The sequence below is a fragment of the Varibaculum sp. GTC20041 genome (genome assembly GCF_055387755.1).
In genome coordinates, this window is the sequence record NZ_AP041144.1 from 834,637 (window position 1) to 847,731 (window position 13,095).

Sequence of the window (13,095 nt, forward strand, 5' to 3'; positions counted from 1 at the left end):
GTTCATTCCTTCGGATACAGCTTGCTTACCACTGAACTCGCATCAACCTGGTGATGCTTGGCTGTAGCCTTCTGTTCATATTCACGCTGCACCTTAAGCTGTCTTTGTTCGTGAAAGTACATAACCAAAAAGACGATTGGCCCAATCACTTGGCCAAAGAGGATAACCAAGAGCCACACTAGGCGATTTAAGCCGGCAATGTGAGCTCGCTTATCGCGCAGCAAGCAAATCAAAGACCAGACCACCGCTACCAGTTGCACTCCTATAAGGATGCAAACTCCTATTAATGCTGGGGTCGGCAGATCCAACAGTTTATCTATAGGGTTCATTGCTTGTCTCCTGAATTATGTAGCCGGGTTTTTACCCTGGCTAACGCGGTTTTTACATAAGCGAGTTGGCAAGCGCCAGCAACGAGGGGCCATAAAGCAACAATGGGCACCATCAACCGGCGGCTCATTTCCTGCTTGTCGCCAGCCCCACGCATTGCTGCAAGCCAGGCTATGGACATGGCTTCAACACCCAACAAATCAGCCTGATTAGCCAAACGCACGGCATCTTCGGATTCTGGGTCATCGCGCCGGAAGACCTGTGGCGCTAGCGCTGCAACAGTCGTTAAAACCACTGGAGCTAGCGCAGCCTGCCTGCCGGTAATAATTTTTTCAGACCCTCCGCGTGTTGAGCGCTGGAGGAGAACCTGCTCCTTGCGACTGAGCAGTACCGCCAAGAACCCAACCCCAATCCCACCAGCAATAGTGGTGAGCCTAATGCCCCGCTTTAGACTAGTGGGAACGTAGCTGGCCAAGTCCGGTAGAGAATCATCGGGTCGAATTAGCCCTAAACGCACACCAACAGCACCTAGATTAACGTCCCAACCCAGTCCGTATTTTCGAGGAATGAACAAGCGCGGATTCTCTGGTTCAAAACCATCCAACGCAGCATCAGAGCGCCCCAACCACACCCCGGAGACAGGCATCCCCAAAACTCGCGCCTGCCCTTCTGCGTCCATACCGAACCACTTCATTACCGTATTCCTTTCTGCGTTGTTCGCTTCACAGCACAATCAAGCGCCTCCCACTCACGGCGCATCTGCAATAAGCGATTCTTCCCAGATTTTGCGAGCTTATAAATCTTCCTCGGTGGCCCTACCGGAGACTCCTGCCAAGCCGTAACTACCAACCCTGATTTACGTAGCCGCGCAAGCAGTGGATATAACGTACCCGTCGAAATCTCCAACCCGGCTTCCTCACGAAAACGCTCTACAAGCTGCCCCCCGTAAGAAGGACGAGACGAAAGTAATCCAAGGACAATCAGTTCAACAGCGCCCTTGCGTAACTGTGACTCAGACACAAACCCTCCTTGCTTAACCATGTTCCTTGCATAACATACTACCGTGTGTCTAAAAGTCTAGCAACTACTTTTTCACTAGGACGTCAGGTCTGATAAGCGCCCTTTTGTGTTACCCAGTATCGTGTTTTCCCTGTTGAGCGTTATGGCGTTTGAAATGTTTCTCTGAATGTGGACTGTTCTACATAATTCATCCTAGTGTTCATGTACACTATAAACACTAGGAGGTGTTTGTGGATATCATCGTTAGTAATGCAAGTTCTGATCCGATTTACGCTCAGATTAAGAGTCAGCTCAAAGCGGCAATAATCAACGATCAGGTAGCGCCCGGCGACAAGCTGCCGTCGATCCGGCGTTTGGCATCACAGCTTCGCGTGTCGGTGATTACTACCAAGCGCGCCTATGACGAGCTAGAGCTAGAGGGTTTCATTGATTCCGTACAGGGGCGAGGTAGCTTTGTCGCTTCTAAAAACACTGAACTGCTCAAGGAAGAGCAGCGTAAAAAAGTCGAAGACTATTTGAAATCCGCCCTCGCCTCGGCTCGGGTTGCTGGCTTGTCTGTTTCTGATCTGAAAGAGCTGATTGATTTATTAGGAGGATCCGATGAATGTGATTGAAATCAACGGACTAGTGAAAAAGTATCCGGGATTCACGCTCGGTCCGCTTAACCTTGAAGTTCCCCAGGGGGCAATTGTGGGTTTCGTGGGCGAGAACGGTGCCGGTAAATCTACAACGCTGCGTTTGATTTTAGGTCTTGCTCACCCCGATGCTGGGACAATAAACCTTTTGGGGCAGCCTGCAGGTGCAGATCACCCACGAGCGCATGAACGAGTGGGGGTAGTATTTGACGATATTAGCCTGCCGGATAGTTTTACTGTTAAGAATGCTGGCGAGTTCGGCAAGCGCCTGTACAAGAGTTGGGATGGGCAGACATACGCTAGTTACCAGCAGCGTTTTCATCTCGCTTCGTCTAAGCGAGTTGGTGAACTCTCTAGAGGTATGCGGATGAAGCTGGGGCTAGCGATGGCACTTTCCCATGCATCGGATTTACTAATTTTTGATGAGGCTACCAGTGGTTTGGATCCGGTGATTCGTGATGAGGTGCTTGATATTATGCTCGAATTTATCGAAGTTCCGACCCACTCGATTCTGTTTTCGTCTCACATCGTTTCCGATATTGAAAAAGCCGCTGACTACGTAGCTTTCATCCGTGAGGGAAAGTTGAAGTTCATGGAACAAAAAGACGAGCTCTTAGATTCTTGGCGAATCGTAGCGTTGACCAATGAGCAGGCAAACCAGCTTGATTCCACGCAAGTATTAGGGCGCCGCCGTCATGATTTTGGTCAAGAAGCAATCGTCCGCACCGAGGCAGTTCCTGCTGGTGCACAAGCTGGTAGACCGACGATTGAGGACATCATGGTCTACACGATTAAAGGAGAAGATCAGTGAGAGCTGCATTTTATAAAGACCTTATTGCCAATCGTACATATATAGCTGTTCTAGCTCTGGTGCTCGTTGCGATCAGCGTTGTGGGGATTTATGCAAACCAGTTGATCATCTTTCCGTTTATTTTTGGCGTGATTGGGATGCTTTATTTTACGGCCACCTTTGCTCGTGATGCTGAATCCAAGGTGAACCGAACGATTCTTGCCGGGCCTATCAGTAGAAACGAACTCGTTAATCTAAATTTTCTGATTACACTCGCTCTTGGGATAGTGGCTTTCGCGGTTACAGGTGTTCTTGCCTATTTAATGGTTGAGATGCCTTGGAAAAATACTGTTTTGGTGGCCAGTTTTGCCTTTGCGGTCACCCTGCTTTTAACCATTATTCAGCTACCGCTGTTTTACAAATTCGGTCCAGAAAAAGCCAAGCTTTTTCTAGTCGCCGTATTCATCGTGGTATTCGCCGGATCATCCTTTGTTGGTTCCAACAAACAAGCAATCTTCGAATGGGTAGCAAAAGCCCTAACCCTACCCCCGCTTACAAACGCAGGAATACTACTGGCCGTGACGATCGTACTTACCGCAGTATCCCTATGGATAAGTCGAAAGATCATGGCAGGTAAAGAATTCTAAGTTTTTAGAGCCCGATTTTGCATCCAACGTTAGCGCCCTGCGTTCTTTTCAAAGCTTGACCGTTATTTCTTTCCCGGTTCTAAAGATGAACCAGATCTGGTTTATACCGATGATGGCGTGGTCGATCAGGGCGCTCCATTGACAGGCCTTGAAATGTTCTATGGGTTTGCCAGTTAGCTGTCTGTACTGCACACCGCTGCCACCACGTTCCGTCAAAGCGAACCGGAGGGAACGTTGGTCGACTACCTCGAACGTGTCTCACTGGTGGCCGACTCCGACCAGGTGCCATCTGATGAAGAGCGCGGCGACTCACTGACACTGATGACGGTCCACACCGTCAAGGGCCTGGAATTCCCCGTCGTCTTTGTCACCGGCATGGAAGACGGCATCTTCCCGCACCAGCGTTCCCTGGGTGAAGAAGCCGAACTCGAAGAAGAACGCCGCCTTGTCTATGTGGCGATCACGCGGGCGCGCTCACGTTTGTACCTGACGAGGGCGGGGCAGCGCTCCGCCTGGGGCACGCCGCAGGAATTCCCACCCTCACGCTTCCTGGATGGATTCGTCGTCGAGGATGTAACACCCCAGGCGCGCGAAACCCCTCCACTTCTGCGTGGACACTTCAGACAGGTCCAACAGGACGAAGCCCGGAATCTCGTCGAGCAGTGAATGCGTCGTGGTGTCTCGCCACTCCATCTGGCTGAGGTAGCCGGGAACCGACGCGACAGTGATGACTAGGTTCGGCGCGTACGCCGCCTGCCGGGTGGTGCGGTCGTCAGGCGCCGGAGCAGCGATGCAGTCAATTGCCGAGTTGCCCTGTGACCGTGAACCCTCCAGGTTCTCCGGCTCCAGCTGCGCCCACCCCTCTGGAACGAGAGCACTGACGAAGCGTCCGTGAATCCGTGTGGAATTATCAGAAGTCATGCCGCTCATTGCGATTCGTTCCTTTGATCGTTGCGTGATGCCCGTTGTTCCCGCCGTTGCTGGTGCCATTCTGGATACATCTGTTTAGGCAGGTCAAAGTTAAAGAAACTGAGAATGATGCCAATAATGGGGATGAAAATCAGGGCCAGCATCAGTGCGGATACCGGTTTGGTAAGCTGGCTGTCCGGCAGATCACCCGTTAGTGCCAGAACCAGTGAACCAGCGAAGAAGAAAAGAGTAATCGAAGGCTCGCCAAGAGCGATCGAGTTCTTGGAACCGAGCCATTTAGCCTGCTTGCGGAAGAAACGTCCTGCCCATGTGTCAGTGAACATAGCCAAAGCCCACATTACAGCCATCAGGATCCCAAAAATACATCCCAAGGCAATCAAGCCAGTATCCTCCTTTTAGGTCGCTGATCGTCAGTTGTGAGCTCAATGGAACAATTTGGAGACGAGTGACATTGCGCCATCTCCCAGCGCATCCCCAAATTTTGATGCCGCGAATCAGCCGAGTGCGCCGCCGACAAGGCTGCCTGCGAGAATTCCAACGGGTCCACCTAACGCTCCGATTGTACCGCCGATCTTCGCGCCAACGGTAGCTCCAGCCCAAGTGCTGGTGGGAAGCGACTCTTAATAAAATCTGCGAGCCAATCAAGTCGGTCTTCGCAGGCACTGTCCATTGTCTCGTGCGCTTCCTGCTCACTTTGCCGCCGCTGGTAAGCAGTTTCCCAGGCAGCGTTGTACGCCATGACCTTCCTGTTGTACTCGGCACTTTCAGTGGGACTGGGGTCGCCAACGGGTGGGATCGGTTCAAGGATTTCCTCGGCTGTGAGGATCAGCCCATTGCTGGCTGCCGCGCTTCGTGTTTGATTAAAGCCGTCACAAACTGCTTGGATTGAGCCAGAAAACGCTTTCAGTGCAGCTACGAAATTGCCCAGGGAATTTGCGCACTCGTCCAGAGAATCTATCGCTGTGCTGATCATCATGACAGAGGTGACGTGTGTGTCGCCTTCCAGTGCATCACTGGTGGAGCGACGAACGTGTAAGAGGTCGTCGACATAGTCATCCAGCGAGTCTTTTGTCGACTCCAGAGTTGCCGCAGACGAACTGATGAAGTGTCCTGGGTTTTGTTCCTACTCGTTTTTGAGAGGATTAGGGATATGTCTAAGAGGTATTCTCAGGAGTTTAAGGATCGTGCGGTGCGTATGCTCGTGGATCGCTTAGCTGGTGATGGCTCGTGTTCGCAGTGGCAGGCAGTCCGTGAGATCGCTCCAAAGCTGGGGATCGCAAACGAGTCACTGCGCCGCTGGTATGAGCGGCATCTTGTGAACACGGGTGAGCGGCAGGGGATGGACCCGTGAAGAATGCGAGGAGGTCAAACGGCTCAAACGCGAGAATGCGGAGCTGCGACGGGCGAATGAGATTTTGAAAACTGCTTCGGCTTTTTTCGCAGCGGAGCTCGACCGACCGGCCCGATGATGATTGCCGATATTGACGAATATAGGGGTCGTTTCGGGGTCGAGCCGATTTGCCGGGTACTGGGTGTAAGTCTGGAAGGAGGGTTTATTACCTCTTGCGGCTACCGGCTAGCGAAGAGTAGACCAGCAAGCGCCAGAAGCATTCGTGATCGCATTCTTGCTGAAGAACTAGGCGAGATTCACGCACACAATTTTGGCGTCTATGGTATTCGCAAGATGTGGCACGCAGCCAGGCGCGCGGGCTGGGATATTGGTCGTGACCAGGTCGCTCGACTCATGAAAATCGCTGGGATTGCTGGTGTTCGCCGGGGACGCACAGCAATAACAACCAGACCCGCTCAAGTACCAGATTCTCGCCCGGATTTGGTGAATCGGCAGTTCACGGCCAGTAGGCACAACAAACTGTGGGTTGGTGATATCACGTATGTTCGAACCCTATCCGGGTTCGTGTATACAGCGTTCGTAACCGATGTTTATAGCCGAAAGATCCTAGGCTGGGCGACGCGATCCTCAATGAAAACCGAGGCTCTACCGCTGGAGGCGCTCGAGCAAGCCATCCAGGCAGCGAAACAAACTCTCGTGAATCTTACGCATCACTTAGATCATGGCTCGCAGTACACGAGTATTGCCTATAACGAGAAACTGGCTTATTACGGGATCAAGCCCTCCACGGGGAGGGTGGGTGATTCCTACGATAACGCGCTAGCCGAGGCTATCAACGGCCTATACAAGGCTGAGTTGATCTACTCCCACCCCTGGGCATCACTGACAGAGGTTGAGTTCGCCACCATGAACTGGGTCCACTGGTGGAACAATGAGCGCCTACACGAAGCGCTCGGATACCACACTCCAGCCGACATCATCGATATGTATAATCAAACACGGGTCAGCAAGCTGACCCCAGTATAAAAAGCGGAACAAAACCCAGCACGCTTCAGAATAACCATAAAACAATACAGAAACCACTACCATGCGGTAGTCTAAAACTGTCCAAAAAACAATCCGCACCCCCAACCGGCCTTTTAGAGATCCTCAACGAATGGGCACCGTACGAGCTTCGGGATCTTGAGGATGCAACCGAGAGAGCTAAGGTTTGCGGCATTGACGCCTTAGAAGTGAGGGAAGGCGTCAAAGGCATCGTGCTGAGCGTTCCCTTCGAAGAGGCAAAAATGATTGCGAAGAAACGATACGACAAAGGATCTTGGCCACTGCTGTACTTCACTGGTGACGGCTTGGGAGGAATGCGCCGAAAGAGATATCTAGACGAGTCATCAGGGCCTACGGCGACAAACCTTTGGCCATATGAAGAAGTCGGTCACACTGACGAGGCAAAGAAAGAGCTAAAAAAGCTGTTTGAAGGCAGCGCTCCTTTCGACACCCCGAAGCCCACGCGCCTCATGAAACGCATCCTCGATATCGCGTCAGATGATGATTCGTTCATTCTCGACTTCTATTCCGGCTCGGCTTCCATGGCTGACGCCGTGATGCAGAAGAACGCCGACGATGGCGGTTCTCGAAAATACATACTCGTTCAAATCGACGAGCCGCTCTCAGGTGAGTTCAAAACGTTATGTGAAGTCGGCGAAGAGCGCATTCGGCGCGCAGGCAGTAAGATAGCTGAAGAAGTTGAAAAAGAAAACACGCAGCTCAAACTCGGCGAAGACCCCAAGCCCGTCCCCGACATCGGTTTCCGCGTTCTGAAGATCGAATCTTCCAACTTCCGTGACATGTACGCTTCGCCCGATCGGACTGATCAGTCTTCGCTGCTCGACATGATCGACAATGTGAAAGATGGCCGAACAGCCGAGGACCTTCTCTTCCAAGCACTCCCTGCTTTCCGGATTCCCTATTCGGCAAAGTACGAGACGTTCGACATCGAGGGCAAGAAGGTCTTCAACGTGAATGCCGGGCAGCTCATCGCCTGCTTCGATGTTGACGTGAACAACGATGTTATCGAGGCCATTGCGAGAATGAAACCTTCCTACGCTGCCATGCGCGACCTCTCCTTCAAGGACGACTCCGCAGCCGCCAACTTCGAGGAGCTCTTCAAGACATGCAGCCCCGACACCATCCGCCGGGTGATCTAAATGTCCGAAGCCAAACAATTTGAACAGCTGGACAATGACAGCGTAAACCATTTGGGAAACGTGGATATCGAACAAGTAAAGAGGATTCTCGGGTCATGTTCGATCAACTTTCTCTTTGGTTCGGGTGTAAACGGATCCGGGTTTCCTCAATTTACCGGATTTGAAGCAACACTGGCAAAGATGAAAGCTCTTGGTTTAGAGGGTAGGAATATCGAGAATGAACTTAGGGGTATCTCCGATGAGGGTAAGAGAGATCAGATTTTAGAAGCCTTCTGTGCTGAGTTCAATAAGTTCGCTCTTGCCGTCGAATTCGAAAGCGAATCAATACGAAACCTGGATCATTTGATGTGCTCCACCAACTCGGTTATATCTAAGGCTGAAAATCGCCATCCAGAATCAAAGAGGGTGAACATCTTCACCCTCAACTACGATCGAATACTGGAAACGATCTTGGAAAATAACGGGCTCTTTCATTATGTTCTTACCTCTCATGGATTCAGATCGTCACTTCCATTTGAGATAATCGGATACAACACCGCAAGGCACGAGTACATTCCCACTTTTGCTGTTTATAAAATGCACGGTTCTGTTGGTCCAGGCAATCAGCTTCACAAAGACCAGATCATGTTTCCCGGATCAGACAAACTCGGCAACGTTGTTAGCGATTTCTACGAAACACTATTTGCGATGAAGGGCGAGCTTCTTCGCAAGAACTCTGCACTGTTCGTCGTGGGATATTCCTGGGGTGATAGCCACATCAACGATGCCATTGAAGACGCAATATCAAACGGGTTGACGGTCTTCCAGCTTCAATACAGCGAAGATAGCAGCGTTCCAGACAATCTCGTAGATAGCGTGATTGCCATACCGCCATCTACTCCATGCCAGGATACTACCTTGACGCTTAGCAAGATTATTGACGAGGCGACAAGATCATGAACATAGGTCGGATCTCTCGCGTTGACGGCATCCGTGCTGTAGCCACTTTCTATAAGCGTCTTCAACCTTATCTCGTAGATAAAGGGGAAGTCACCTCGGCACCTCGTATCAATTCTTTTGTAAAGACGAACGTAGGCCTCGATACGGTCGTATGTCAAATCGTCGGGGAGCACGAAATCGAATATGACAGAAGCCAGAAAGGCAGCTCGGAACACCAAGAGCCATTTGGTCCTTTTCTGGTTGATTTGGAAGTTCGAGGGCATATTGACAACGGTAAGTTTAGAGGCGGTCTGAGGTGCCTTCCATTTGTTGGCGCAACCGTCGAAACGCTAAACGAAGAGGACTTCGACCTTATTCATAATCTAGAAAGCGATCACGCTATAGCGCTTGGACGCGATCTTTATGACGAAGCTTGTGATGTCAGAATCGACGCAAACAGGCTGATGTCTGGACATATTGGAATATTCGGAAACACCGGAAGCGGAAAATCGAACACGCTTGCAAAACTGATGCGAGAATATGCACTCCAGTTTTCACGAAAAGACCGAGCCGCAAGGATCGTTATTTTTGACCTCAACAACGAGTATGGCGGCGACGCTATCTTGCCGGTATCCGATAAGTCAGTTTTCAAGCTGAGCACACGCGAAAAAGACCCGGATAGCAAAATCCCGCTCAACTTCGAAACGCTTGATGAAGATAGCTGGGGGACGTTGCTCAGAGCAACCCAGAAAACGCAAATGCCTGTTGTAAGGCGAGCCTGCAAGCGATGGAAAGACTTCGATGAAAACAAAATGATCGACAGAATCAGTTGGTCGCTCGCCGATAAGCGGGAAACGCTCTTCTTCACTCTTCGGAACTATTGCGAGGGCATGGTTATAGGGCTAGAGAATGTGGCGTTTAATTCCACGACCAAGAATTTCTACTATGAACCTTGGTGCTCCGCCAATTGCATTGACACCATAACTCAAGTTAGACCTATAACCATAAAAGAAAACCTATCGAAACTCAATCTGTTCTACCTTTGCCTAGCCTTTGAAGTCGCCCTCAGCGCCGAAAGCGGGACAAATTACGACTATGTTCATCCTTTGTTGCCAAGAGCACGTCAAGTTGTGAAAGATCTCGAAAAAACTTTCAAAGATTCGCCGAGTTCCGGATTAAACGGCATTTTCAATGATAGCAATTTTGCGGTTGTGCAGCTCGGTAACACCAACGTAGACACAAGAGAAATGATCCCTGCTTTGCTGGCCGAACTGCTTCTAAGGAATGCCGTCGAAGAGAAGGGAGATGGTAAGCCATCCTCTATTATCAGTGTGGTAATAGACGAAGCCCACAATCTGCTCTCTTACGATAGCAAACAAGACGACCTCATTCACGACAATACGATTCGCGTATTTGAGAAAGTTGTGAAAGAAGGACGGAAGTTCGGGGTTTTTCTCTGTGCCGCAAGTCAAAGGCCAAGTGATATCTCCCCGACTATAACTTCGCAGATTCATAACTTCTTTATTCATAAGCTGGTTAACCCAAACGATATCGGACGTATTCGAAAGACTGTCAGCTTCATGGGCGATACGAGTTTGTCGATGCTGAGTGCCTTGGGGCAAGGCGAATGCATACTTTCGGGGCCTGCCATACATATGCCGCAATATATTTATGTTGACCAGCTCGAAGACTCTTTCAAGCCCAACAGCGACGACATCGTCATTTTCGGGCGAGATGGCTTGATAAACAACCGTGATCAAGATTCGGACACAGAGGAAGACTATGTATTTTAAGTTCAAGATACAGCCATACCAAACGGCAGCCTCGGATGCCGTGACTACCGTCTTCGAGGGACAGCATAATCAGAATGCATACACATACCTACGCGATCTTGGGCGCGTGAAGACGCATCAGGGCATGGAATCCATGTTTGGAAACAGCCAGCTTGAGGCGCAGGAGGGCTATGCCAACGCGCCTCTGGTATTAAGCTCGCATGACATCCTGAGGAACATCAACCGCGTGCAGTCACGCAACCAGCTCGCGGAGTCCGGTGCTCTGTCAGACGACATCGGCGCATGCCAGCTCGATGTGGAGATGGAGACCGGCACGGGCAAGACCTACGTCTACACGAAGACGATGTTCGAGCTGAACCGCCTCTACGGCTGGACGAAGTTCATCATCGTGGTGCCGAGCGTGGCCATCCGTGAGGGCGTCTACAAGAGCCTCCAGAACACCGAGCAGCATTTCTTCGAGCAATACGGAAAGGCGATCCGCTACTTCATCTACGATTCCGACCGCCTGAACGACCTGGACTCCTATTCGCAGGATGACGGGATCAACGCCATGATCATCAACATGCAGGCATTCAACTCCTCCATGAAGGAAGGGGCCTCCAACAAGGCCGCGCGCATCATCTTCGACGAGCGCGATGAGTTTGGAAGCCGACGCCCCATCGACGTCATCGCCGCCAACAACCCCATTGTGATCGTGGACGAGCCCCAGAAGATGGGCAAGAAGGGTTCTGCCACCTGGAAGGGAATCCAGCGCTTCAACCCGCTGTTCCCACTGAACTACTCCGCTACGCATCGCGAGAAGCGCAATCTGGTATATGCGCTGGATGCCCTGGATGCCTTCACGAGAAGCTCGTGAAGCGCATCGAGGTGAAGGGCTTCGAGCTGAAGAACATGCTCGGCACCGACGGCTATCTCTATCTGAAGGACATCATCGTCTCCAAGAACAAGTCCTCCGAGGCCGTGATCGAATTCAGGCGCATGACCGCGTCTGGGAAGGTCGTCAAGCACACCGCCCGCTTCAACGAGGGCGCGGTGTGGCACGTGTACTTCATCGCCGAGACGAAGGGCACCATGGATACTATGGAGCTCTCGACCGTAGAGCAGACGAAGATCGCATGCGCGAAGAAGGTCTTCAACGAGCTTTCCGGCTCTCGTGTGCGCTATCACCAAGTATCAAGCTACGACGAACTTTTGGAAGTAATACAGGGAATGGAATAGGCGCATGAAGTGTTTTAACGGCAACGACTCTTATTCCATCTTCGAAGGTCTCAAACACAAGCTGAAAGAATCCATTAGGAAACTCTCAGCAGATGAACTCGACAAAACCAATCGCGACGAGTGGCTTGACTATTGGATTGGTCAATACGAAGTTGAGCTAGTAACTATCTACCCTGAAACTGCCGAAATCGACGTAAGCGAAAAGACCGTCCAAACATACAGCACGTGGTATCAGATGGATAGGACAGAGCCGAAATACTTTGATGTTGCAGGAGTTAAAGCGACTTGCAGGGTTGCCTATTCTGGAACGTATTGGTTCTTTGAAATGCGTCCTTCGACATTTTCGCTTATCGGGCATGATGCCGAGGACGTTTCAAAGCCCTGTCGCGATGGAGTTGGCTACATCACATTCGTCGCTGAAATACCTTTAGGCTCAGCTTCCCCCGAAGGAATTCAAGAACACTTCACCGAAAAGATTGAAGACTTTGCCAAACAGATTTCTTATTGCAACTCTGATGCTGAGCAATACAACGCGTCTTTGCCATCAATTGTTGAGTCAGAACTGGATAGAAGGATTGAGCAGGTAGATAAGTTTGCAACAATTCGCAAAGGACTGAATCTTCCTTTGGTTCGCACCAAAGATTCGTCACACCCAATTCCAGTTCCCATGAAAAAGAAGCGAATCAAAATCTCGAAGCCTGACAAACAGCAAGGAGAAGAGCAATCCTACTCCATAGAAGACTCCGTGTTCTCGCACATCAATGAGGTTATAGAGAACACGGGAGCCATGATGGAGAGGACTCCCTCCGCATATAGCTCATTGAATGAAGAGCAGTTGAGGGACATCCTCCTGACGACACTGAACAGCCATTATGAGAATATTGCGACAGGGGAAACATTCCGAAAGCACGGAAAAGCTGACATCCATATCCCAGTTGAAAAACATGCCGCGTATATTGCAGAGTGCAAGATATGGCACGGTGAGAAAGCATTCAGAAAGGCTGTTGACCAGTTATTCTCTTACACCACATGGCGCGATACCAAAGTAAGCATAGTGATCTTCAACAAGCAAAATAAGAACTTCGAATCCATTCTGAATAACGTCGATTTAACGTTGCGCGAAATGGCAGTGACCATGCACAGGCCCGATCACAGCCAATGGACCTGTAAGATTCAAAATGAAGACGATGAAAGGATAATGCACGTCACGGTTCAGCTCTTCGACCTGTCATTGTAGAAACGAGCGGACAGCGGCATTGGAA

14 protein-coding genes and 2 pseudogenes are annotated in these 13,095 nt (G+C 50.6%); 11 read left to right on the forward strand and 5 right to left on the reverse strand.

Annotated elements, in window-relative coordinates; genetic code table 11:
• Window positions 1–2: 2 nt before the first annotated feature.
• From ACZ5BI_RS03565 to ACZ5BI_RS03575, 3 genes are read right to left on the reverse strand one after another with little or no spacing between them, the layout of a single operon-like run.
• Window positions 3–329 carry a PLD nuclease N-terminal domain-containing protein gene (locus ACZ5BI_RS03565; RefSeq protein ID WP_278612682.1) on the reverse strand — a complete coding sequence of 109 codons (327 nt, stop codon included), beginning with the start codon at window positions 327–329 and terminating at the stop codon, window positions 3–5.
• Entirely contained in the window at window positions 326–1,021 is a 696-nt protein-coding gene (locus tag ACZ5BI_RS03570) for a DUF5808 domain-containing protein (protein WP_464896670.1), read from the reverse strand. The genes ACZ5BI_RS03565 and ACZ5BI_RS03570 overlap by 4 nt, the downstream gene beginning before the upstream one ends.
• Entirely contained in the window at window positions 1,021–1,368 is a 348-nt protein-coding gene (locus ACZ5BI_RS03575; protein WP_464896671.1) for a PadR family transcriptional regulator, read from the reverse strand. Before ACZ5BI_RS03575 ends, ACZ5BI_RS03570 begins: the two co-directional genes overlap by 1 nt.
• 209 nt (window positions 1,369–1,577) lie before the next feature.
• Here ACZ5BI_RS03575 and ACZ5BI_RS03580 point away from each other — a divergent pair, with 209 nt between their 5' ends.
• The 4 genes and pseudogenes from ACZ5BI_RS03580 to ACZ5BI_RS03595 form a co-directional block, all read left to right on the forward strand.
• Complete coding sequence (locus tag ACZ5BI_RS03580; protein WP_464896672.1) at window positions 1,578–1,961, forward strand: GntR family transcriptional regulator; 384 nt, start codon at window positions 1,578–1,580, stop codon at window positions 1,959–1,961.
• Window positions 1,948–2,793: an ABC transporter ATP-binding protein gene (locus ACZ5BI_RS03585; RefSeq protein ID WP_022863884.1), complete on the forward strand. Its 846-nt coding sequence runs from the start codon at window positions 1,948–1,950 to the stop codon at window positions 2,791–2,793. Before ACZ5BI_RS03580 ends, ACZ5BI_RS03585 begins: the two co-directional genes overlap by 14 nt.
• On the forward strand, window positions 2,790–3,419 hold the full coding sequence (locus ACZ5BI_RS03590) for an ABC-2 transporter permease (RefSeq protein WP_464896673.1): 630 nt from the start codon (window positions 2,790–2,792) through the stop codon (window positions 3,417–3,419). Before ACZ5BI_RS03585 ends, ACZ5BI_RS03590 begins: the two co-directional genes overlap by 4 nt.
• A gap of 177 nt (window positions 3,420–3,596) precedes the next feature.
• Window positions 3,597–3,989, forward strand: a pseudogene (locus tag ACZ5BI_RS03595) (3'-5' exonuclease); the annotation flags it as partial.
• Window positions 3,990–4,345: 356 nt separating this feature from the next.
• On the opposite strand, the gene ACZ5BI_RS03600 reads toward ACZ5BI_RS03595, so the two are convergent.
• Both ACZ5BI_RS03600 and ACZ5BI_RS03605 read right to left on the reverse strand, forming a co-directional pair.
• Entirely contained in the window at window positions 4,346–4,729 is a 384-nt protein-coding gene (locus ACZ5BI_RS03600) for a hypothetical protein (protein ID WP_022863879.1), read from the reverse strand.
• A gap of 167 nt (window positions 4,730–4,896) precedes the next feature.
• Complete coding sequence (locus ACZ5BI_RS03605; RefSeq protein ID WP_022863878.1) at window positions 4,897–5,325, reverse strand: hypothetical protein; 429 nt, start codon at window positions 5,323–5,325, stop codon at window positions 4,897–4,899.
• Window positions 5,326–5,490: 165 nt separating this feature from the next.
• Here ACZ5BI_RS03605 and ACZ5BI_RS03610 point away from each other — a divergent pair.
• The 7 genes and pseudogenes from ACZ5BI_RS03610 (at window position 5,491) to ACZ5BI_RS03640 (ending at window position 13,070) form a co-directional block, all read left to right on the forward strand.
• Window positions 5,491–6,726 (forward strand): annotated as a pseudogene (locus ACZ5BI_RS03610) (IS3 family transposase).
• Window positions 6,727–6,986: 260 nt separating this feature from the next.
• Window positions 6,987–7,904 (forward strand): DNA methyltransferase, encoded by a 918-nt coding sequence (locus ACZ5BI_RS03615; RefSeq protein WP_347563542.1) that lies wholly within the window; start codon window positions 6,987–6,989, stop codon window positions 7,902–7,904.
• Window positions 7,905–8,843, forward strand: a complete 939-nt coding sequence (locus ACZ5BI_RS03620; RefSeq protein ID WP_277035241.1) for an SIR2 family protein — start codon at window positions 7,905–7,907, stop codon at window positions 8,841–8,843.
• A complete protein-coding gene (locus ACZ5BI_RS03625; protein ID WP_278609522.1) occupies window positions 8,840–10,615 on the forward strand; it encodes an ATP-binding protein in 1,776 nt (591 codons plus the stop codon). Before ACZ5BI_RS03620 ends, ACZ5BI_RS03625 begins: the two co-directional genes overlap by 4 nt.
• A 106-nt stretch (window positions 10,616–10,721) precedes the next feature.
• Window positions 10,722–11,471, forward strand: a complete 750-nt coding sequence (locus ACZ5BI_RS03630; protein WP_316690843.1) for a DEAD/DEAH box helicase family protein — start codon at window positions 10,722–10,724, stop codon at window positions 11,469–11,471.
• Complete coding sequence (locus tag ACZ5BI_RS03635; protein WP_277035249.1) at window positions 11,468–11,833, forward strand: restriction endonuclease; 366 nt, start codon at window positions 11,468–11,470, stop codon at window positions 11,831–11,833. The genes ACZ5BI_RS03630 and ACZ5BI_RS03635 overlap by 4 nt, the downstream gene beginning before the upstream one ends.
• A 4-nt stretch (window positions 11,834–11,837) precedes the next feature.
• A complete protein-coding gene (locus ACZ5BI_RS03640) occupies window positions 11,838–13,070 on the forward strand; it encodes a hypothetical protein (RefSeq protein WP_278609458.1) in 1,233 nt (410 codons plus the stop codon).
• The last annotated feature ends 25 nt before the right edge of the window (window positions 13,071–13,095 follow it).

Bases quoted from the DNA above. Each gene is read 5' to 3' on its own strand.
- ACZ5BI_RS03575 (WP_464896671.1), bottom strand. From the start codon at position 1,368: ATGGTTAAGCAAGGAGGGTTTGTGTCTGAGTCACAGTTACGCAAGGGC.
- ACZ5BI_RS03615 (WP_347563542.1), top strand. From the start codon at position 6,987: ATGATTGCGAAGAAACGATACGACAAAGGATCTTGGCCACTGCTGTAC.
- ACZ5BI_RS03565 (WP_278612682.1), bottom strand. From the start codon at position 329: ATGAACCCTATAGATAAACTGTTGGATCTGCCGACCCCAGCATTAATA.
- ACZ5BI_RS03620 (WP_277035241.1), top strand. From the start codon at position 7,905: ATGTCCGAAGCCAAACAATTTGAACAGCTGGACAATGACAGCGTAAAC.
- ACZ5BI_RS03625 (WP_278609522.1), top strand. From the start codon at position 8,840: ATGAACATAGGTCGGATCTCTCGCGTTGACGGCATCCGTGCTGTAGCC.
- ACZ5BI_RS03585 (WP_022863884.1), top strand. From the start codon at position 1,948: ATGAATGTGATTGAAATCAACGGACTAGTGAAAAAGTATCCGGGATTC.
- ACZ5BI_RS03570 (WP_464896670.1), bottom strand. From the start codon at position 1,021: ATGAAGTGGTTCGGTATGGACGCAGAAGGGCAGGCGCGAGTTTTGGGG.
- ACZ5BI_RS03605 (WP_022863878.1), bottom strand. From the start codon at position 5,325: ATGATGATCAGCACAGCGATAGATTCTCTGGACGAGTGCGCAAATTCC.
- ACZ5BI_RS03640 (WP_278609458.1), top strand. From the start codon at position 11,838: ATGAAGTGTTTTAACGGCAACGACTCTTATTCCATCTTCGAAGGTCTC.